Raw genomic sequence first — 19872 nt, 5'->3', positions numbered from 1 at the left:
GGACCGACCACAGGGAGTGTGCCGTGAAGAAGTTCGCAGGAGTGCTCGCGGCCGCGTGTTCGGTCGCCGCGCTCAACAGTCCGGTGGCCGCCGCGGGGGTGAACACCGCGACGACGTCGATACCGACACCCAACGGCACCGTCGAGATGCACGTCACCGCCAACTGCGCGGGCGGCGAGGGCCGGTGCTTCTTCAACACCCAGGCCAACCTGCTGACGCCGGACGGTCCGGTCGGACTGCCCGGGGACACCTGGGCCCGGCAGACCGTCACGGTCCGCAGCACCGACCGCGACGTCTACCAGAACGCCTGGTACAGCGCCCCGGCCGGGATGCCGCGGGAACTCAAGGGCGCCAACCACGACAACGTGCTGTCCAAGGCCTACAAGTCGATCACCGACTACCAGATCTCGGTGACCTACTTCGGCGGCGGGCCACTGGAGCGTTTCGCCGTCGACGGCGACTCCGTGCAGACCGACTGGCGCACCGGCCAGCCCAACCTGAAGGCCGGATTCATCGTGTGCTCGGACATCCAGGTGGTGTTCGGCGGGGTGAATGTGAACACCCCGAGCGCCTGCGCGCAGACCACCTTCAGCTGACCGGTCCCGGTGTCAGGTGCCTGGCCACCAGGCGGTGCCAGCGCCGCTGCCGGTAGCGGTAGAGACCCCTGGCGACGAGCACCACGACCGGCGTGAGCGCACCCGCGTCGATGTCGACGGTATCGCTGTAGCGACAACGGTTTTCGCCAGTCTTTTCCCCGTCGCTTCGCTCGCCCCAGGCGGGCTCGACGTGCAGGGTGTGATTCCACGCCTTGAGCAGCCCGCCGTACTCGTGGGTGGTGATGGTGCGGGTGGATTCGTCGACGCCGACGATCTCCAAGGTGTGCCTGTAGGCGGGAAACACGTGGAAGACGAACAGCCAGCCCGATCCCCGCTCACCCACCCGTAGCGGCGCGCTGCGCCCGACCAGTGCCGGCATACCGAACAGTCCACGGCACACGTAGAGGAACGTCACCGGATAGTGCATGGCCCGCCAGACCTCGTCGGCATCGGTGGGCAGAATGATCTCGACGTGTACTCGCTGCATGACTTCCATTCTCCGAAGGCCTTGCCGCGGCTGACTACTCGCTTTTCACCCGGAGGTGACGATGGCCCCGACCGACCGATTCCGGTCGCGTAAGCAGCCGAGACAAGCCCGTTCGATAGAGACCCGGCAACGGGTGCTGGATGCAGCTGCTCACGTTTTCAGCACCCACGGATACGCCGCGGGGACCACGAATCGCATTGCGGCCACCGCCGATATGTCCATCGGATCGCTGTATCAGTACTTCCCCAACAAGGATGCGATTCTGTCGGCGCTCACCGATGCGCATCTCGATGCCGGAACGGCGCTGTTGGCCCAGCGCGCGTCCGCCGGGCTGCCCGCCGGTTTGGCGGACACGCTGCGGCTGTTCATCCGGGCCACCATCGACAACCACCGGGACAACCCGGCATTGCACCGGGTGTTGTTCGAGGAGGCACCACGCTCGCCCACTCTGTTAGCCCGCCTGCGCGAGGCCGAGCAGCGCGCGGTTGCGGTCGCCGCGGAGCTGCTGCGCACCCATCCGGAGATGACCGCCGCCGACCCTGTTCTCGCCGCCCGGATCACGGTGGCGACCATCGAGTCGCTGGTTCACCGGCTCATCACGGCACCGGTCGACGCCCAGCAGCTCGAGGACGCGATCGTCGAGATGCTGGCGGGCTACCTAACGCGGCAGACCCAGCAGGCGCTCCCCGGCCAGGGTGAGCAGGATCTGCTCGGTGCCGCCGGCGATGGACAGGCACCGGGTGTTCAGGAAGTACCGGACATCGGCGGAATCGACGATGCCCGCACCGTCCAGGGAATCCATCACGGCCTCTGAAAGGCCTTGGCGGTAGCGCACACCGATGAGTTTGCGCACACTCGACGGTGCCCCGGGGTCGTGTCCGCCGACCGCCAGCCGGGCGATCAGCTGGTCCAGCAGCGAACCCACCTGCGCGGCGACGATCAACGTGCCGAGTCGATCCGCCTCGGCACCGTCGAGCTCGCGGCCGTCCAGGACGGCCAGCAGGTGTTCCATTCCCTTGTCCAGCGCGCCGCCGGTGGCGATGGCGACCCGCTCGTTGGCCAGCGTGGTGCGGGCCAGCGGCCAGCCACCGTCGACCTCGCCGATGACCTGCTCGTCGGGGACGAACAGGTCGTCGAAGAACACCTCGTTGAACAGTGCATCCCCGGTGATCTCACGCAGCGGGCGGATATCGATACCGGGGGCGTCCATCTCCACCAGGAAATAGGTGATGCCTTTGTGCTTGGGCACATCGGGATTCGTCCTCGCCAGGCAGATACCCCAGTTGGAGCGGTGCGCGTTGGAGGTCCACACCTTCTGTCCGGTGAGCAGCCAACCACCCTCGGTGCGAACGGCTTTGGTGCGCAGCGCGGCCAGGTCCGAGCCGGCGCCCGGCTCGGAGAACAGCTGGCACCAGTAGATGTCGCCGGTCAGCGTGCCGGGGATGAACTTCTCGATCTGTTCGGGTGTACCCGCGGACAGGATCGTCGGCGCGGCCCACCAGCCGATGGAGATGTCGGGCCGTGCCACGTGCGCCGCGGCGAGTTCCTGATCGATCACCAATTGTTCTGCGGGCGTGGCGTTGCGGCCGTACGGCTTGGGCCAGTGCGGCGCCAGCAGACCGGACTCGGCCAGCGCGCGCTGCCGCTGCTCTTCCGGCAGTGCGGCGATATCTGCCGCGGCGGCGGCGATCTCGGCGCGCACGGCCTCGGCTTCGGCGACGTCCACATGCAGCTGGCGACGCACCCCGGCCCGGGTCAGCTCGGCGATACGCCGTAACCAGCGCGACCGGCCGCCGAGGAACTGCGACAGTGAATAAGCCCGACGCAGGTACAGGTGTGCGTCGTGCTCCCAGGTGATCCCGATACCGCCCAGCACCTGGATGCAGTCACGCGCGTTCTCCTTGGCGGCGTCGATTCCCACTGCCGCAGCCACCGCGGCGGCGATGGACAACTGCTCGGGATCGGACCCGTCCGATGCCGCGGCAGCAGCGTCGTCCGCCGCCACCGCCACCTGCTGGCTGCGCAGCAACATCTCGGCGCACATGTGTTTGACGGCCTGGAAACTGCCGATCGGCTTGCCGAACTGCTCACGCACCTTGGCGTACTCGGTGGCGGTGTTCAACAGCCAGCGGGCGGTGCCCGCGGCCTCGGCGGCCAGCACGGTGGCCACCAGATCCTCGACACGGCGGGCCGGGGCGGACAACACCTGAGCCGGCACCGAGGTCAGCGTGACGCGCGCCAGCGGCCGGGAGAAGTCGGTGGCCTCCAGGTCCTCGATGGTCACCCCGTCGGCAGCGGCGTCCACCAGGATCCACTCACCGCCGGTGCCGTCCCCCGAGTCGCTGTGCTCCTGCCCCCTGGCCGGGAGCACCAGCACACCCGACGGATCGGCGCCGAGCACCCATTTGGCCGAACCTGATGCCGTCCCGGCGGAGAGCGTGATGTCGGATTCCAGCGCCAGGCCCGCACTGCGCTCGCCGGCGGCCAGCGCCTCCAGCACCTCCGGGTCATCGACGACCAACGTGGCCAGCGCCGTGGTGGCGACCGGTCCGGGCACCAGGGCGGCGGCCGCCTCATCGATCATGCCCAGCAGATCCTCGATAGTGCTCCCCGCGCCGCCGTGCTCTTCCGGGACCGCGACACCGAACGCCCCTAGTTGCGCGAAACCGTCGTACGGGGCCCGCCAGGCGTCGGGGTCACCGAGCTCCACATCACGCACCGCGGTGATCGAATTCGAGCCGGCGGCCCAGCTCTGCACCAGTTCTCGGGCGGCAAACCGGTCCGACGTGTCGTTCTTCGGCGCCTTCACGGACACGGGCAACTCCTCGCCATTGGGTGAGAAGGCCACGCTTCCCACTAGAACGTGTTCTAATAGTGCCAGCGTTCGAACGTCAAGTCGACCGCCATCACGGCAGGACACGACTGTTGCGACCGCTCGGTGTCGGCTTGTCCAAGGTGCTCGGAGGTGGGAAATTAGCTGTCGGCATGCGTATCTTTCTGATGAAGAACGCCGTACGAAGGAGCACTCCACCCAATGTCGTCACCAGCACAGCCCGGATCGGGTTCTGACTCACCACGTCAGGTGACGACGGTGGCCGTCCTCGCCGAATCCGAACTGGGGTCAGAAGCACAGCGCGAGCGCCGCAAGCGCATCCTGGACGCCACCCTCGCCATCGCCTCCAAGGGCGGCTACGAGGCGGTTCAGATGCGTGCGGTCGCCGAACGCGCCGATGTCGCCGTCGGCACCCTGTACCGCTACTTCCCGTCCAAGGTGCATCTGCTGGTCTCGGCGCTGGGTCGCGAATTCGAGCGGATCGACGCCAAGACCGACCGGGCCTCGCTCACCGGCGGCACCCCGTACCAGCGGCTGAACATGATGGTCGGCCGGCTCAACCGGTCCATGCAGCGCAACCCACTGCTCACCGAGGCCATGACGCGGGCCTTCGTTTTCGCCGACGCCTCCGCGGCGGGTGAAGTCGATCACGTCGGCAAGCTGATGGATTCGATGTTCGCCCGCGCGATGAGCGACGGCGAACCGACCGAAGACCAGTACCACATCGCGCGCGTGATCTCCGATGTGTGGCTGTCGAACCTGCTGGCGTGGCTGACCCGGCGGGCCTCGGCCACCGACGTCAGCAAACGCCTCGACTTGGCGGTCCGGTTGCTCATCGGCGACGGGGATCAGCCTAAGGTGTGACGGGAGCGAGCGAAGCGACGGAGGTGTGGTCCAGGGTGGATGATCTGCGGCACGCGCTCACTGCCATCGCCGAGACCCCCCGCCTCCTGGTCACCTCCGATTTCGACGGCACCCTCGCGCCGATCGTCAACAACCCGGCCGACGCGCGGGCCCTGCCCGCCGCCGCCGAAGCTCTGGTGGCCTTGTCCGAACTGCCCGACACCACCGCCGCGCTGATCTCCGGGCGCGCCCGCAGTGTGCTGCGCGACCTGTCCGGGATGCCCGACACCGTCGCGCTGATCGGCAGCCACGGCGCCGAGTTCGACACCGGTTTCGTACGCGCGATAGACACCGAGCTGCTGGACACGATGATCGAGACCCTGCGCGGTATCGCCGCCGGACGACCCGGGGTGACCGTCGAGACCAAACCGGCCAGTGTCGCCCTGCACGTGCGCAATGCCGTTGCCGCCGAAGGCGATTCCGCGCTGGCTGAAGCCCGCGCGGCCGCGCAGTCCTGGGATGCGCACCTCACCGCGGGCAAGGCGGTGCTGGAGTTCGCGGTGATCGTCACCGACAAGGGCGAGGCCGTCGACACGTTACGCAGCATGCACGACGCGACCGCGGTGGTCTTCCTCGGTGACGATGTGACCGACGAGAAGGCGTTCGCGCGGATGCGGGACTCCGATGTCGCGGTGAAGGTGGGACCGGGCGAGACCCTGGCCCGCTACCGCGTGGACACGCCTGAAGATGTGGCCGAGGTGCTGCGGTTCCTCGTGGCGGCGCGCAGCTGATCAGGACGGGGGCCCCGCGGTGCGACCGCGGATCAGCTCGGTCGCCAGCATGTCGATGACGGGCAATCCCGAGCGCGGCGGGTTGTGCAGCAGCCGGCCGGCCCGTCGGCCCTTCTCCATACTCGGCTGCACCACCGTGGTCAGGCCCCGTCGCAGCGCCTCGGGCACTCCGTCGAAGCCGGTCACCGTCATCTGCCCGGGCACATAGATCCCGCGCGCCCGAAGCGAATCCATCGCGGAGAGCGCCAACACGTCCGCGGTGCACACCAGCGCCGTGATGCGCGGGTTGCGCGCCAGCGCGACATCGGCGGCCAACCCGCCCGAGGTGGGCCCGTGGTCATAGCTTTCGACCACCGTCACCGATGCCGGATCCAGCCCGGCCGCGGCCATCGCATCGAACAGTCCGTGCGCACGTTCGCGCTGCACGTGGAAATGCGGGGTGTTCAACCGGTCCCGCTCGGCGACCGCCGGGGCCGGGTCCGGATGTGGCCAGTCCCGGCCCAACCGCATGGTGAGCAACCCGATCTCGCGGTGCCCAAGGCCCACAACATGTTCGGCGAGCTGACGCATGGCCGCCCGATCGTCGATGCACACCCGGGAACTGCCCGGCACATCCTTGGGCTGATCGACGACGACGACCGGAAGATGACGCTGCAACACCACCGGCAGGTAGGGGTCGTCGTCAGAGGCCGAATAGATGACGAAGCCGTCCACGCCGGCCGACAGCACCGCCGCCGACCCGTCTGCCACACTGCGGTTGGGGCCCGCCGCCACGAGCAGCAGACCCTGCCCGGCCTCTTCACATGACTCGGCAAGCCCGGCAACGAAATCCAGCGCCGCCGGATCGCTGAACGAATAGTCGAGCGGTTCGGTGAGCATCAACCCGACCGCGCCCGCCTTGCGGGTGCGCAGCGATCGCGCCACCGGATCCGGTCCCGGGTAACCCATTTCCTTGGCGGCGGCCAGCACACGCTCGCGCAGTTCCGTCGAAAGCTGGTCGGGACGGTTGTACGCGTTGGAGATCGTCGTCCGCGAAACCTTGAGTTCAGCGGCCAGTGAGGCCAGTGTCGCCCGTCGCCTGGGCGCCGGACTTCTGGACATGCTCTCCGAGGTTAGTGGACGTGGGGGCCGACGGCGCCGTGTGGCGGCGCGATTCGCCGATCCGTTCCGGTGCGCTGCGCGATTGCCCACACCACCAACCAGATTCCGCTGACGATCGTGACGATGACGAAGCTCGGCGGAACGTTGAACATCGCCGACAGCGCGAGGCCGGTCCACACCGAGACCACCGCCAGCAGGGTGGAGACCAACATCGCCAGCCCGGGCCGCGCGACCAGCATGATCGCCGTGGCGGCCGGGGTGACCACCAAGGCGAACAGCAGCAGGGTCCCGACGGCCTGCACCGCCATCGTCACCGCCAGCCCGAGCAGCGCCATGAACACGACCGACAGCACCCGGACGGGAACGCCCTTGGCCTCGGCGACCTCGGCATTGATCGACGCGAACAACAACGGCCGGTAGACGAATGCGACCACCACGGCCAGCACCGCGACGGCCACCCCGAACGACACGAGCTGCTCATGGGTCACCGCGAGCAGGTTGCCGAACAGCACGTTGGTGACGGTGCTGCTGCTCTTGGTGGCCTGCGAGCTGAAGAACAGGCCGAGTCCGGTCGCCGCCGCCAGCACGGTCCCGGTCGCCACCTCCCGTTCGTCGGCGCGCTTGCCCAGGGCCCCGATCACCAGGGCGCCACCGACGCAGAACACCGCGAGGCCCACCGTGACGGGCAGCCCGAGCAGGACCGCCCCCGTCGCACCGGGAAAGCCGATATGCGCCAGGGCATGCGCCGCGAACGCGCTGTTGCGCACCACGATGAAGTAGCCGATCAAGCCGGCGGCCAGGGCCACCAGCGTGCCGCCCAGCAGCGCGTTGCGCATGAAGGCCGACGTCAGGATCTGCCACCAGTTGTCCTGATAGCCCAGGGCCAGCACCGTGGTGTGCATCAGATGCTCCGCACGTACATGTCGCCCTGCGGGGTGTGCACCACCTGAACCGATGTGCCGTACAGGTGGCTCAGCAGGTCCGCGTCGACCACTTCGTCGGTGGTGTCGAAATGCGCGTGGCCGTCCAGCAGATAGATGGCGCCGTCGAGCACGGCCAGCAGCGGGTTCAGATCGTGGGCGACCACCAGGATCGTCACGCCGAGCTCCTCACGGATCTTGGCCAGCAGCCGGACGATATCCCGCTGGTTGCGCACGTCCAGGGCGGTCAGCGGCTCATCGAGGATGAGCAGCTGGGGCTCGGCGACCAGTGCCTCGGCGATGGCGATGCGCTGACGCTGCCCGCCGGACAGCTGGGACAGGCGGCGGTGGGCGAAGTCAGTGGCATCGACGGCGGCGAGCACCTCGGTCACCCGCGTCCGCTCCGCGGCGCTGGCCCGGCCGAATCCCCACCGGTTGCCGGTCAGTCCCAGCAGGACCGCGTCGCAGGCTCGGATGGCGTTGCCCGCGGCCACCGCATAGTTCTGCGGGACGTAGCCGATCAGTCCGGTGGCGGCGCCCGGTGGTCTGCCGAGAACGCGGATGGTGCCCGAACTCACCGGAATGGTGCCGAGCACGGCATGCAGCAGGGTGGTCTTGCCCGAGCCGCTCGAGCCGATCACCGCGAAGATCCCACCGGCGGGCACATCGAAGGTGCCTTCCGACCAGATCAGCCGGCCGCCGCGGACGACGCTGACATCCTCGAAGGACAGGGCGGGGGCGGCACGCTCAGGTCTGGACGCGTCAGAGTCAGACACCGAGGGCCTTGGCGAGGGCGGTGAGTTGGTCCACCTGCCAAGCCTCGAACGATTTGGCTCCCGGCGCCACCGTTTCGGTCACGTTCACCACGGGGATGCCTGCCTTCTGCGCCGCATCGCGCAGCTGCTCGGGGACGGATCCCTCGGTTTGGGTGTTGTAGATGAGCACATCGACACCCTTGGCATTCAACAGCTTGAGGAAGGCGTCCAGATCGGCCGGGGAGGGATCGGTCTCGTTGTTGGCCGCGGCCTGGTAGCCGGCCGGGGTCTTGTTCTGCAATCCGACGGCAGAGGCCAGGTAGTCGAACACCCCCTCGGTGGCGGCATACGTCTTACCGGCCGCACCGGTCTTGATCTTGGCGATCGTGTCGGTATAGGGCTGCAGCGAGGTGGTGAATGCGCTGCGCCGGGCGGCGAAGTAGTCCTTCGCCGCCGGGGCGAGTTGGCCGAGCTCGGCGGTCACCGCATCCGCGACGGCCGTCACCGTGGCGGGGTTGTACCAGACGTGCGGGTTGACCTCGCCGTGGTCGTGATCGCCGGCCGTGCCGTGATCCTCGTGCGGCTCCTCGCCGCCGGTTTCGGCGGCGTTGATCACCGGCGCGTTCGGTGCCGAGCTCGCGGCCAACTTGCTGGCCCATTCGTCGTAGTGCGCGCCGTTGACCACGATCAGCTTGGCGCCCTGGAACGTCGCGGCATCGGCGGGCGACGGCTCGTAGTCGTGGGGGTCCACCGAGGAGCTGGCCAACAAGGTCTTGACGCGGGCGCAGCTGCCGCCGAGCTGCGACACGATATCGCCCCATTGGTCGACGCTGACCACGACGTCGACCGGGGTGGTGGGGCAGTCGCCGGCCACCGTCGTCGACGTGGCGGTGGTGCCGCCACCCGAGCAGGCGGCCAGGGCGAACGGGGTGGCGAGCAGAACACCGGCTGCCAGGGCGCGGAGGGTCTTCGTGGCGGTCATGTCGATAACGATAACCGTTTGCATTAAGTCCCGCGCACCGGGATCCTGTTTTATTGAAAATCATTTCCATTAAGGAGTTCGATGACATCCTCTGCGCAACTGCCGGTGACGGTGCTGTCCGGTTTCCTCGGCGCCGGAAAGACCACGCTGCTCAACCACATCCTGGCCAACCGGGACGGCCGACGGGTCGCCGTCATCGTCAACGACATGAGCGAGATCAACATCGATGCCGCGCTGATCGCCGGCCAGGGCCACCTGGACCGCGCCGATGCCACGGGTTCGGAGAGGGGCTCTGCGATCCGGACCGAGGAGAAACTCGTCGAGCTCACCAACGGCTGTATCTGCTGCACGCTGCGCGAAGACCTGGTGGAAGCCGTCGGCACCCTCGCCCGGCAGGGCCGCTTCGACCAGCTGGTGATCGAATCCACCGGGATCTCCGAACCGATGCCCGTCGCGGCGACCTTCGAGTGGCAGTTCGAGGACGGCTTCCGCCTCGGCGAGCTGGCCCGTCTCGACACCATGGTGACCGTCGTGGACGCCTCGACGTTCCTGACCGAGCTGGCCCGCGGGCAGGCCCTGGCGGAACGGGATATGAGCGCAGGTGACGGCGACGCCCGCAATATCGCCGACCTCCTGGTCGACCAGGTCGAGTTCGCCGACGTGCTGTTGCTCAACAAGACCGACCTGGTGTCGGCCGCCCGGCTCGGTGCCGTCGAGACACTCCTGCGCCGACTCAACCCGTCGGCGAAACTGATCCACGCCGACCACGGCGTGGTCGACCTGGACGAGGTGCTCGACACCGGACTGTTCGACCCGGTCGCCGCCGCGAACGCACCCGGCTGGGACGAGGAGATCGCCGACGGCCACACCCCCGAGACCGAGGAGTACGGCATCGCCTCGATGACCTTCCGCGCCGATCGGCCGTTCCACCCCCAACGACTGGCGTCGGCGCTCGAGCAGATGCGGGGACTGTTGCGCAGCAAGGGTTTCTGCTGGATCGCCAGCCGTCCCACGATCGCCGCCATCTGGTCGCAGGCCGGCCCGAATCTGGTGATCGAACCGGCACAGTACTGGTCGTCCACCGAGATCGCCCCGGGGCAGGAGATCGTGTTCATCGGAGTGCGCATCGACCGGGACCGGATCGACGCGCTGCTGCGTGAGGCGCTGCTCACCGATGCCGAACTGCGCGTCGGGGAACAGCACTGGACCAGGTTCCCCGACCCACTTCCGGCCTGGGGTGTCACCCACACGCACTGAGTACGTCGGGTCAGCCCCCGGTCTGGACCGGCGACGCCGGGTCGGCACTCCACTGCGACCAGGACCCGGGGAACAGTGCCGCGTCCACACCCGCGGCGGTCAATGCCGCCACCAGGACGGCGGCCGTGACGCCGGAGCCGCAGTACGCCCCGACGGGTCCCCCGAAATCGGGAAGCGCGTCCAGCGCGAAGGTGCCGTCGGCGGCCAGTACCGCGGTGCTCGGCAGGTTGCGCGCGCCGGGGATGTGCCCGGCCACCGGGTCCACCGGTTCGGTCTCACCGCGGAACCGTTCCGGGGCGCGGGCGTCGAGCAGCACCGGGGCCTGGGCGGCCTGTTCGGCGGTCAAGGTCGCAAGGGCGCCGGCATACAGATCGTCATGCGTGACGGTCACATCGCCCGGCTCGGCGATCGAGGGGCCGGTCGCCAGGTCGCCGCGCCACGCGGCCAGCCCGCCGTCGAGGATGCGCACGTCGCCGATCCCCGCTGCGGTCAACACCCACCAGGCCCGGGCCGAACCCGCGCGGTTCCAGTCGTCGTAGACCACCACCGGCACGCCGGCACGCACGCCCCACCGGCGCGCCGCGGCCTGCACGGCCGCGCCGGAAGGCAGCGGGTGCCGGCCGCGGCCGGCCACCCGGTGATCGGACAACTCGTCCTCAAGCGATACGTACACCGCACCCGGCAGGTGGCCCCGCTCGAAGGCCGCCCGGCCGTCCGGCTCGGACAACTGCCAGCGGACGTCCAGAATCGCCACGGGGGAACCTGATTCAACCCTTTCGGCTAGTTCTGCCGCCGATATCAGAACCTGCGCACGCGTGCTCATCCGACCAGCCTAGGCTGCGATGGTGACCGATCACGCGTTCAGCGACACCGACCGCCAGGCCGTGTACCGGGCCATTGCCGAGCGCCGCGATATGCGCCGGTTCGTCCCGGGCGCGGAGGTTCCCGCCGAGGTGCTGGCGCGCCTGCTGGCCGCCGCCCATTCCGCGCCCAGCGTCGGGCTGATGCAGCCGTGGCGGTTCATCCGGATCACCGATCCGGCCCTGCGCGTACAGATGCACGACCTGGTGGACGAGGAGCGCCGGGCGACGGCGGCCGCGTTGGGCACCCGCAGCGAGGAGTTCCTCGAGCTCAAGGTCGAGGGCATCCTGGAGTGCGCCGAGCTGTTCGTGGTGGCCCTCGGCGAGGGCAGGCAGGCGCACGTCTTCGGCCGCCGCACCATGCCGCATATGGACCTGGCCTCGGTGTCCTGCGCGATCCAGAATCTCTGGCTCGCCGCGCGCGCCGAAGGTCTGGGCATGGGCTGGGTGTCCATCTTTGACCCGGCCCGGCTGGCCGCCTTGCTGAACATGCCGGCCGACGCCGAGCCGGTGGCCATCCTGTGCCTGGGTCCGGTTCCGGATTTCCCGCCGCGGCCCGCCCTGGAGATCGACAACTGGGCCTTCGGGCGCCCGCTGCCCGAGTTCGTCTCGGAAAACCGTTGGCCGCCGGCGGAATTACCCGCATGACGGTGACGGTCGACCTCAACGCCGACCTTGGCGAGGGTTTCGGAATATGGCGCCTCGGCGATGACGACGCCATGCTCGACATCGTCACGAGCGCGAACGTGGCCTGCGGCTTCCACGCCGGTGACCCCGCCGGCATGGTGCGCACCTGCCGGGCCGCCGTCGAGCGTGGCGTGCGCATCGGTGCACAGGTGAGCTATCTCGACCTGGCCGGATTCGGGCGCCGATTCATCGATGCCGAGCCCGATGACCTGCGGGCCGACGTCATCTACCAGATCGGCGCGCTACAGGCCATCGCCCAGAGCGCAGGATCGTCGGTGTCCTATGTGAAACCCCATGGCGCACTCTATAACTCGATCGTCACCCACCGAGACCAGGCCATGGCCGTGGCCGAAGCGGTGCATGCCGTCGATCCTGCGCTGCCGGTACTCGGCCTGGCCGGTTCGGCGTTCTTCGACGCGGCCACCGAACTCGGCCTGCGCACCGTGGCCGAGGCGTTCGCCGACCGGGCATATCGCGCCGACGGTCAGCTGGTATCGCGCCGCCAGCCCGATGCGGTGCTACACGACCCGGAGCGGATCGCCGAGCGGGTGACCGCGATGGTGCGACACGGCCAGGTGACCGCGATCGACGGATCGACCATCGCCGTCACCGTGGAATCTGTGTGCGTGCACGGCGATTCACCGGATGCGGTGCGGATCGCGCACGCCGTACGGACCCGCCTGGAGGCCGAGGGCGCCACGCTCGCGGCGTTCACGGGCTAGGGCAGCAACGCCATCTCGCGGGCGTTCTTGATGGCCGTGGCGACCTGTCGCTGCTGCTGCGGCGTCAGCCCCGTGACCCTCCGCGACCGGATCTTGCCGCGTTCGGAGAGGAAGGTGCGCAGCACGGCCACGTCCTTGTAGTCGACACGGCTGACACCGAGCGCCTTGAGCCGGTTCACCTTGGGCCGCTTGATCTCCGGCGCGGCGGTCCGCTTGCGCTTGTCCGCCATCACCAGCTGGCCTTCCGCACACCGGGCAGCTCGCCGCGATGCGCGAGTTCGCGCACCCGGACCCGGGACAGCCCGAACTTGCGCAGGTGCCCCCGCGGCCGGCCGTCGATGGAATCCCGATTGCGCACCCGCACCGGGCTGGCATCACGGGGTAACCGCTGCAGGGCCGCCTGGGCAGCCGCGCGTTCCTGGGCACTGCTGGACGGCAGCCGGATGATCTCCTTGAGCGCGGCACGTTTCTCCGCGTAGCGCGCCACCGTCGCACGGCGCCGCTCGTTTCCCACGATCTTGGCGGTCTTGGCCATCAGCGCTCCTCCCTGAAATCGACGTGCCGGCGCACGACCGGGTCGTATTTACGCAGCACCAGCCGGTCCGGGTCGTTGCGGCGGTTCTTGCGGGTGACATAGGTGTAGCCGGTTCCCGCGGTGGACCGAAGCTTGACGATGGGCCGGATCTCGTTGCGGGCCATCAGATCTTCACTCCGTCCCGGCGCAATCTGGCGACGACGGCCTCGATCCCGTCCCGGTCGATGACCTTGATGCCCTTGGCGCTGACCCGCAGCCGGACCCGACGCCCCTCGGAGGGCAGGTAGTACGTCTTGAGCTGGATATTGGGATTCCAGCGACGGCGGGTGCGTCGCTGCGAGTGTGACACCCGGTTACCGAAACCCGGTGCGCGGCCGGTGACTTGGCAGTGCGCCGACACGTGAACCTCCTACGCTTAATGGAAATGATTTTCGACAAGTCGATGTCGGCACGGTAGCGTACGGATACGTTAATGGCAATCGTTTTCAATAGTGCAGGAGGCGCGATGCGGACCCCAGTGGTGCTGGTGGCCGGTCAGGGACCAGCAGACGATGTGGCGGACACCCTGATCCGTTCCCCGGGCACGATCAGCGTCGGCTATGCGATCGAAGGACATCTGGCGATTCGGCAGATCACCGAGATGCGTGCCGAGCGGCGGATCATCTCGGTATGGCCGATCGAGGTGACGGGGTGCCTGAACTGCGCTATCCGGGCCGACCTGCTGCCACTGCTGCGGCGGCTGCACCGGCGTGACGACGTGTCCCGGATCGCGGTCGCCCTACCCGCGTGGGCCGACCCCGAGTCGCTGTGCACCGCGATCGAGCGCACTCCCCTTCATATCGGCCCCGGCTACATCGACGGGCCCGCCGGCCGCGATGTCGTCGTCTCCGCCGTGGTCACCGGTATCGAGTCCGAAGGCTGGCTCGCCCAGGCGCTCGGCGACGACGACCTGGAGGTGGACCTCGAGCACTCCCAGACTGTCGCGCAGGTGGTGGTGGCCCAGGCCGAGTTCGCCGATGTGCTGGTGCTCACCGCACCCGAGGCCACCACCCTCGCGGTGCTGCGCCGGCTGGCGCCGCGGGCCCGGATCACCGTCGGTACCGACAACGTGGAACTGGCGCTGGCGAACCTCGATCCGCTGGCCCGCCGGGGCCGACCCGACGATCCACACGATCCGCTGCTGGCCGGCCAACCACCGCTGCGGCCCGACGGGCCGGTGCGCCTGCTGGAGTTCAACGCGCGCAGGCCTTTTCACCCTCTGCGTCTGCATCATGCGATCGACGACCTGCTCGACGGCGTGGTCCGCATCCGCGGCCGGGCCTGGATCGCGAGCCAGCCCGATGCGGTCGTCTGGATAGAGTCCGCAGGGGGCGGGCTCGGTGTGGGGCACTGCGGAACCTGGCTGGCGGACATGGACCCGGCCGAACGCGCCTATGTCGACCCGGAGCGCATCGCGCTGGCCGGCTCGATCTGGGACGACCGCTTCGGCGACCGGCACATCGCGATGACAGCTCTGGTGTGCGGGGCCGACCCGGACGTCATCACCGGCGCACTGAACCGGGCCCTGCTCACCGATGACGAATTGGCCCGACCGCGGGACTGGGCGCACTACCCGGACCCCTTCGGAGACTGGCATCACGACCCCTGCGAGTCACTACAGGCCGACGTCGACGCGAACAAGGAGGCAAGCAATGAAGGCTGAGATCCATCCCGACTACCACCCCGTCGTATTCGCCGACGCCAACACCGGGGCGATGTTCCTGACCCGCTCTACGGCGACCAGCGACCGCACAGTCGATTGGCAGGGCAGCACCTATCCGCTGATCGTCGTGGACGTCACCAGCGATTCCCACCCGTTCTGGACGGGATCGAGCCGGCGTATCGACACCGCCGGCCAGGTCGAGAAGTTCCACCGCCGCTACGGGGCACGTCCCGCCCCCTAGGGTGGAGGGATGCGCCTGAAACCCGGACGCCCGGACCTCGGCGACTATGCGCGGTTCTTCGATCTGCCCGCGGCCGGCTCGGCGCCGTTGACGGTGACCTGGGCCGGCGTCACCACCCTGCTGGTCGACGACGGGACCTCGGCGGTGATGACGGACGGGTTCTTCAGCCGGCCCGCCCTGCTGCGGGTCGGGTTGGCGCGCATCGCGCCGTCGGCTCCGCGCATCGACGGCTGTCTGGCTCGGCTCGGGGTGCGCAGCCTCGATGCGGTGCTGCCGGTACACACCCACTTCGATCACGCCATGGATTCCGCGGTGGTGGCCGACCGTACGGGCGCCGCGCTGGTGGGGGGCGACTCCGTGGCCCACCTCGGCCACGGGCTCGCGCCCGAGAAGATCGTCCTGGCCACTCCCGGTGTTCCGTTGCGCCTCGGTGCTTTCGACATCACGCTCATCGTCGGTGAGCACTGCCCACCCGACCGATTCCCCGGCCCGATCACCGCACCGGTGCGCCCGCCGGTGCGGGCCGCGGCATATCGGTGTGGCGAAGCATGGTCCACGGTGGTGCACCACCGGCCGTCGGACCGGCGACTGCTGATCGTCGGCAGCGCCGGTTTCGTCCCCGGTGCGCTGGCCGGGCACCGCGCCGAGGTCGTCTACCTCGGCATCGGCCAATTGGGCCTGCAGCCCGAGCACTACCTGCTCGACTACTGGACCGAGACCGTGCGCACCGTCGGTGCCCGCCGGGTGGTGCTGATCCACTGGGACGATTTCTTCCGACCGCTGGACGAGCCGCTCCGGGCATTGCCCTACGCCGCGGACGACCTCGACGTGTCGATGCGGGTGCTGGCCCGGCTCGCCGAGCAGGACGGGGTCACCCTGCACCTGCCGACGTTGTGGCAGCCGACGGATCCCTGGATCTGACCGAACCTTGAACACCCCTTTGGTCTTTTCGGCTGCCCTTCTCGCGCTCGTGTTGGTCTTCACCATGGTGCGGCCGCACCGCTGGCCGGAGGTCGCCGTGGCCGCCCCCGCCGCCGGGCTGCTCCTGCTCGCCGGTGTGGTGACCATGGACTCGGCTGCCGCGGAGATCGGCGAACTGCTCCCGGTGACCGGCTTTCTCGCCGCCGTGCTGGCGCTCGGGCGGATATGCGATGACGAGGGGTTGTTCCGGGCCGCCGGGACCACGATGGCGCGGCTGAGCCGCGGCGATCCGCACCGCCTGCTCGGTGGGGTGTTCGTGCTCGCCGCGGCGACGACGGCCGTGCTCAGCCTGGACGCGACCGTGGTGCTGCTGACCCCGGTCGTGCTGGCGACGGCCCGGACCCTGGCCGTGTCACCGAAACCGCATGCCTATGCCACCGCGCACCTGTCCAACAGCGCCTCGCTCCTGCTACCGGTGTCCAACCTGACCAACCTGCTCGCCTTCGGCGCCGCGGGTATCTCGTTCGCTATGTTCGCGACCGTGATGGTGCTGCCCTGGCTGGCGGTGATCGCGGTCGAATACCTGTTGCTGCGCCTGATCTTCAGGCGTGAGCTGGCCGCGCCCTCGCCTCATGAGGAACCGCCGCCGCCGGCCGATATCCCGGTGTTCGTGCTGGTCGTGCTCGGGCTCACCCTGGCCGGTTTCGCGGTCACCTCCGCCCTCAACATCGCGCCCGCCTGGGCGGCGCTCGCCGGCGCGGTGGTGCTGGGGGTGCGCAGCCTGGCACGCGGGCGCAGCAGCGTGACCGGCATCGCCAAGGCCGTCGACGTGCCGTTCCTGGTGTTCGTGCTGTGCCTGGGCGTCATCGTCGACGCCGTCATGCGACACGGTCTGGGCGATTTCATGAAGACCCATGTGCCGCTGGGCACTTCGCTGCCGTCGTTGCTGCTGATCGCCACGGTGGCGGCGGTGCTCTCCAATGTGGTGAACAATCTGCCCGCCGTGCTGGTGCTGCTCCCGGTGGTGGCAGCGGCCGGGCCGGCGGCCGTACTGGCCGTGCTGATCGGCGTCAACGTGGGCCCCAACGCCACCTACCCGGGGTCACTGGCGAACCTGTTGTGGCGAAACATCATCCGCCGCGAGGGCATGACTGCGGGCGTCGCCGAGTTCACCCGGGTCGGGTTGCTCACCGTCCCGCTCAGCTTGGTGGTGGCGGTGCTGTGCCTGTGGGCCGGTGTCCGGGTGTTCGGCCTCTAGCGGCGGCGCTGCCGGGCGATCTCGGCCAGCACCACACCTGCGGCCACCGAGGCGTTGAGCGACTCGGTCGGGCCGGCCATCGGGATGGACACGATGGCATCGCAGTTCTCCCGGACCAGGCGCGACAGCCCCTTGCCCTCGGATCCGACCACCACGACCGTCGGCACCGAGGCATCCCAGTCGTCCAGTTCGGTGTCGCCGCCGGCATCGAGGCCGACGATCTGCAGACCGGCGTCGGCCCAACTCTTCAGCGTCCGATTGAGGTTGGTGGCCCTGGCCACCGGCAACCGGGCGGCGGCACCCGCACTGGTCCGCCAGGCCACCGCGCTCACCGAGGCCGAACGGCGTTGCGGGATCACCACTCCGTGCCCGCCGAAGGCCGCCACCGAGCGCACGATGGCACCCAGGTTGCGGGGATCGGAGATGTTGTCCAGCGCCACCAGCAGAGCGGGCGTGCTGTCGCTCTGCGCCGCCTTCAGCAGGTCGTCCGGGTGGGTGTAGCTGTACGGCGGCACCTGCAGCGCCAGCCCCTGATGCAGCCCGTTGCTGGCGATGCGGTCCAGATCATGCTTCTGGACCTCCAGGATGGAGATACCGGAATCTGCGGCGCGCTTCACCGCTTCGGTGATCCGCTCATCGGCATCGACACCGAGCATCACCCAGAGTGCCGTGGCCGGGACGCCGGCCCGCAGACACTCCACCACGGGGTTACGACCGAGGACGACCTCGACTTCATCGGTCTTGCGCTGTTGCCTGCCCTGATTCTGCCGGGCCACCTTGGCGGCCTTCTTGCCCGCCGGGTGGTGCGGCCGCTGATGTGCGGGCGGCGTGGCGCCCTTGCCCTCCAGCCCGCGCCTGCGCACACCGCCGGAGCCGACGGTCGGGCCCTTCTTGGTGCCTTCCTTGCGGACGGCGCCGCGGCGCTGTGAATTACCGGCCATTACTTCGTGTCTCCCTCAAGCAGCGACCACTGTGGTCCGTCTGCGGTGTCGGTGACCTCGATTCCGGCCTCCTTGAGGCGGTCCCGGATCGCGTCCGCGGCCGCCCAGTCCTTATTCTCCCTGGCCTCGGCCCGGCCCGCCAACGCCCAGTGCACCAGTACGTCCACCGCCGCCAGCGCGGCCGACGTCTCATCACGCGATTCCCAGCGCTCGTCGAGCGGATCGCAACCCAGGATGCCCATCATCGCCCGCACGGATTGCGCTGCCGCCATGGCGGTTTCGTGGTCACCGGCATCCAGCGCGCGATTGCCCTCGGCCCGGGTGTAATGCACCTCGGCCAGCGCGATCGGCACGGACAGGTCGTCGTCGAGCGCCGCACCGAACTTCTCGGTCCACGTGCCGGGCACCACGGTGCCGACCCTGTTGCGCACCCGGTGCAGGAACTCCTCCACGCCGGTGTAGGCCTTGGCGGCGTCGGTCAGTGCGTTCTCGGAGAACTCCAGCATCGACCGGTAGTGCGCACTGCCCAGGTAGTAGCGCAGTTCTGCGGCCCGAACCCGCTGCAGTACGGCCGGAATCGCGAGGACGTTGCCCAGCGATTTGCTCATCTTCTCGCCGCCCATGGTGACCCAGCCGTTGTGCAGCCAGTACTGCGCAAAACCGTCTCCGGCCGCCTTGGCCTGGGCGATCTCGTTCTCGTGGTGCGGGAACACCAGGTCCATCCCACCGGCGTGGATATCGAACTGCGGCCCCAGGTAGGACTCGCACATCGCGACGCACTCGGTGTGCCAGCCCGGCCGACCCGGGCCCCACGGGGTGGGCCAGGACGGCTCCCCCGGCTTGGCGCCCTTCCACAGGGTGAAGTCCCGCTGGTCGCGCTTTCCGGTGCCGGCGCCCTCACCCTGGTGGACGTCGTCGATCCGGTGTCCGGACAACGCGCCGTACTCGGAGTAGCTGAGCACGTCGAAGTACACATCGCCCTGTGCGGCGTAGGCGTGGCCGCGCTCGATGAGCCGCTCGATCAACTCGACCATCTGGGTGATGTGCCCGGTGGCCCGCGGTTCGGCCGACGGCGGCAGCACCCCGAGCGCGTCGTAGGCCTCGGTGAACGCCCGCTCGAAGGTCGCCGCCCATTCCCACCAGGGCCTGCCCGCGTCGGCGGCCTTGTTCAGGATCTTGTCGTCGATATCGGTGACGTTGCGGATGAACGCCACGTCGAAGCCCTTCGCGGTCAGCCAGCGCCGTAGTACGTCGAAGGCGACACCGCTGCGGACGTGTCCGATGTGGGGCAACCCCTGAACCGTGGCCCCGCAGAGGTAGATGGAGGCATGGCCGGGCCGCAGCGGTACAAAATCACGAACGCCACCCGAGAGGGTGTCGTATAGCCGCAGCCCAGTCACGTCGGCCAACCGTTCGCTTCACTCACCTCGGCCAACCGTT

Annotated in this window: 23 protein-coding genes and 1 pseudogene; 11 read left to right on the top strand and 13 right to left on the bottom strand. The window is 68.9% G+C overall.

Annotated features, from left to right (window positions below; translation table 11 throughout):
• Positions 1-23 precede the first annotated feature (23 nt).
• Positions 24-596, top strand: a complete 573-nt coding sequence (locus H7J86_RS17360; protein WP_372517287.1) for a hypothetical protein — start codon at positions 24-26, stop codon at positions 594-596.
• On the opposite strand, the gene H7J86_RS17355 is transcribed toward H7J86_RS17360, so the two are convergent.
• Positions 589-1083, bottom strand: coding sequence for a hypothetical protein (locus H7J86_RS17355; RefSeq protein WP_267292286.1), 495 nt, complete (start codon positions 1081-1083; stop codon positions 589-591). The genes H7J86_RS17360 and H7J86_RS17355 overlap by 8 nt on opposite strands.
• Before the next feature lie 61 nt (positions 1084-1144).
• On the opposite strand from H7J86_RS17355, the pseudogene H7J86_RS17350 reads away from it, so the two are divergent.
• A pseudogene (locus H7J86_RS17350) lies at positions 1145-1747 on the top strand (TetR/AcrR family transcriptional regulator); the annotation flags it as partial.
• Here H7J86_RS17350 and H7J86_RS17345 read toward each other — a convergent pair.
• Positions 1742-3898, bottom strand: coding sequence for an acyl-CoA dehydrogenase family protein (locus H7J86_RS17345; RefSeq protein WP_267292284.1), 2157 nt, complete (start codon positions 3896-3898; stop codon positions 1742-1744). The pseudogene H7J86_RS17350 and the gene H7J86_RS17345 sit on opposite strands and share 6 nt — an antisense overlap.
• A 276-nt stretch (positions 3899-4174) precedes the next feature.
• Here H7J86_RS17345 and kstR point away from each other — a divergent pair, with 276 nt between their 5' ends.
• Together kstR and otsB are read left to right on the top strand one after the other, a co-directional pair.
• Entirely contained in the window at positions 4175-4780 is a 606-nt protein-coding gene (kstR, locus tag H7J86_RS17340) for a cholesterol catabolism transcriptional regulator KstR (protein ID WP_170847140.1), read from the top strand.
• A 35-nt stretch (positions 4781-4815) separates the two neighbouring features.
• Positions 4816-5550 (top strand): trehalose-phosphatase, encoded by a 735-nt coding sequence (gene otsB, locus H7J86_RS17335; protein ID WP_090354188.1) that lies wholly within the window; start codon positions 4816-4818, stop codon positions 5548-5550.
• Here the strand turns inward: otsB and H7J86_RS17330 are convergent, their stop codons facing one another.
• Genes H7J86_RS17330 through H7J86_RS17315 form a run of 4 tightly spaced genes read right to left on the bottom strand, consistent with a single transcriptional unit; the run spans position 5551 to position 9332 of the window.
• The gene (locus H7J86_RS17330) at positions 5551-6651 is read right to left on the bottom strand and encodes an Rv3575c family transcriptional regulator (protein ID WP_090354187.1); all 1101 of its coding nucleotides are present in this window, start codon (positions 6649-6651) and stop codon (positions 5551-5553) included.
• An 11-nt stretch (positions 6652-6662) separates the two neighbouring features.
• Positions 6663-7553 carry a metal ABC transporter permease gene (locus tag H7J86_RS17325; RefSeq protein ID WP_187097148.1) on the bottom strand — a complete coding sequence of 297 codons (891 nt, stop codon included), beginning with the start codon at positions 7551-7553 and terminating at the stop codon, positions 6663-6665.
• Positions 7553-8347 carry a metal ABC transporter ATP-binding protein gene (locus tag H7J86_RS17320; protein WP_090354184.1) on the bottom strand — a complete coding sequence of 265 codons (795 nt, stop codon included), beginning with the start codon at positions 8345-8347 and terminating at the stop codon, positions 7553-7555. The genes H7J86_RS17325 and H7J86_RS17320 overlap by 1 nt, the downstream gene beginning before the upstream one ends.
• On the bottom strand, positions 8340-9332 hold the full coding sequence (locus tag H7J86_RS17315; protein WP_267292282.1) for a metal ABC transporter solute-binding protein, Zn/Mn family: 993 nt from the start codon (positions 9330-9332) through the stop codon (positions 8340-8342). Before H7J86_RS17315 ends, H7J86_RS17320 begins: the two co-directional genes overlap by 8 nt.
• 57 nt (positions 9333-9389) lie before the next feature.
• On the opposite strand from H7J86_RS17315, the gene H7J86_RS17310 reads away from it, so the two are divergent.
• Entirely contained in the window at positions 9390-10565 is a 1176-nt protein-coding gene (locus tag H7J86_RS17310) for a GTP-binding protein (RefSeq protein ID WP_267292280.1), read from the top strand.
• Between the two features lie 10 nt (positions 10566-10575).
• On the opposite strand, the gene H7J86_RS17305 is transcribed toward H7J86_RS17310, so the two are convergent.
• Positions 10576-11388, bottom strand: coding sequence for a sulfurtransferase (locus H7J86_RS17305; RefSeq protein WP_090354179.1), 813 nt, complete (start codon positions 11386-11388; stop codon positions 10576-10578).
• Positions 11389-11407: 19 nt separating this feature from the next.
• On the opposite strand from H7J86_RS17305, the gene bluB reads away from it, so the two are divergent.
• Both bluB and H7J86_RS17295 read left to right on the top strand, forming a co-directional pair.
• The gene (gene bluB / locus H7J86_RS17300; protein WP_170847105.1) at positions 11408-12073 is read left to right on the top strand and encodes a 5,6-dimethylbenzimidazole synthase; all 666 of its coding nucleotides are present in this window, start codon (positions 11408-11410) and stop codon (positions 12071-12073) included.
• Positions 12070-12834, top strand: coding sequence for a LamB/YcsF family protein (locus tag H7J86_RS17295; protein WP_267292278.1), 765 nt, complete (start codon positions 12070-12072; stop codon positions 12832-12834). Before bluB ends, H7J86_RS17295 begins: the two co-directional genes overlap by 4 nt.
• On the opposite strand, the gene rpsR is transcribed toward H7J86_RS17295, so the two are convergent.
• The 4 genes from rpsR to rpmB are packed head-to-tail and all read right to left on the bottom strand — an operon-like array spanning position 12831 to position 13769.
• The gene (gene rpsR, locus H7J86_RS17290) at positions 12831-13064 is read right to left on the bottom strand and encodes a 30S ribosomal protein S18 (RefSeq protein WP_267293007.1); all 234 of its coding nucleotides are present in this window, start codon (positions 13062-13064) and stop codon (positions 12831-12833) included. The two genes, H7J86_RS17295 and rpsR, sit on opposite strands and share 4 nt — an antisense overlap.
• Positions 13064-13369, bottom strand: coding sequence for a 30S ribosomal protein S14 (rpsN, locus tag H7J86_RS17285; RefSeq protein ID WP_090354174.1), 306 nt, complete (start codon positions 13367-13369; stop codon positions 13064-13066). Before rpsN ends, rpsR begins: the two co-directional genes overlap by 1 nt.
• A complete protein-coding gene (rpmG, locus tag H7J86_RS17280; protein WP_024451593.1) occupies positions 13369-13533 on the bottom strand; it encodes a 50S ribosomal protein L33 in 165 nt (54 codons plus the stop codon). The genes rpsN and rpmG overlap by 1 nt, the downstream gene beginning before the upstream one ends.
• Positions 13533-13769: a 50S ribosomal protein L28 gene (rpmB, locus tag H7J86_RS17275; protein ID WP_267292276.1), complete on the bottom strand. Its 237-nt coding sequence runs from the start codon at positions 13767-13769 to the stop codon at positions 13533-13535. The genes rpmG and rpmB overlap by 1 nt, the downstream gene beginning before the upstream one ends.
• Before the next feature lie 105 nt (positions 13770-13874).
• Between rpmB and mrf the strand changes: the two genes are divergently transcribed.
• The 4 genes from mrf to H7J86_RS17255 all read left to right on the top strand — a co-directional run bounded on the left by mrf (position 13875) and on the right by H7J86_RS17255 (position 17491).
• Positions 13875-15071, top strand: coding sequence for a ribosome hibernation factor-recruiting GTPase MRF (gene mrf, locus H7J86_RS17270; protein ID WP_267292274.1), 1197 nt, complete (start codon positions 13875-13877; stop codon positions 15069-15071).
• On the top strand, positions 15061-15312 hold the full coding sequence (locus H7J86_RS17265) for a type B 50S ribosomal protein L31 (protein ID WP_090354170.1): 252 nt from the start codon (positions 15061-15063) through the stop codon (positions 15310-15312). Before mrf ends, H7J86_RS17265 begins: the two co-directional genes overlap by 11 nt.
• Before the next feature lie 9 nt (positions 15313-15321).
• Positions 15322-16233, top strand: a complete 912-nt coding sequence (locus tag H7J86_RS17260) for an MBL fold metallo-hydrolase (RefSeq protein WP_267292272.1) — start codon at positions 15322-15324, stop codon at positions 16231-16233.
• A gap of 64 nt (positions 16234-16297) precedes the next feature.
• A complete protein-coding gene (locus H7J86_RS17255; RefSeq protein ID WP_267293005.1) occupies positions 16298-17491 on the top strand; it encodes an SLC13 family permease in 1194 nt (397 codons plus the stop codon).
• Here the strand turns inward: H7J86_RS17255 and rlmB are convergent.
• Positions 17488-18432, bottom strand: coding sequence for a 23S rRNA (guanosine(2251)-2'-O)-methyltransferase RlmB (rlmB, locus tag H7J86_RS17250; RefSeq protein ID WP_090354165.1), 945 nt, complete (start codon positions 18430-18432; stop codon positions 17488-17490). The genes H7J86_RS17255 and rlmB overlap by 4 nt on opposite strands.
• A complete protein-coding gene (gene cysS, locus H7J86_RS17245; RefSeq protein WP_267292270.1) occupies positions 18432-19841 on the bottom strand; it encodes a cysteine--tRNA ligase in 1410 nt (469 codons plus the stop codon). The genes rlmB and cysS overlap by 1 nt, the downstream gene beginning before the upstream one ends.
• Between the last annotated feature and the right edge of the window lie 31 nt (positions 19842-19872).

It is taken from the genome of Mycobacterium hackensackense, assembly GCF_025822555.1.
GTDB lineage: Bacteria > Actinomycetota > Actinomycetes > Mycobacteriales > Mycobacteriaceae > Mycobacterium > Mycobacterium fluoranthenivorans.
This window is presented reverse-complemented; position numbering and strand designations above follow the sequence as displayed.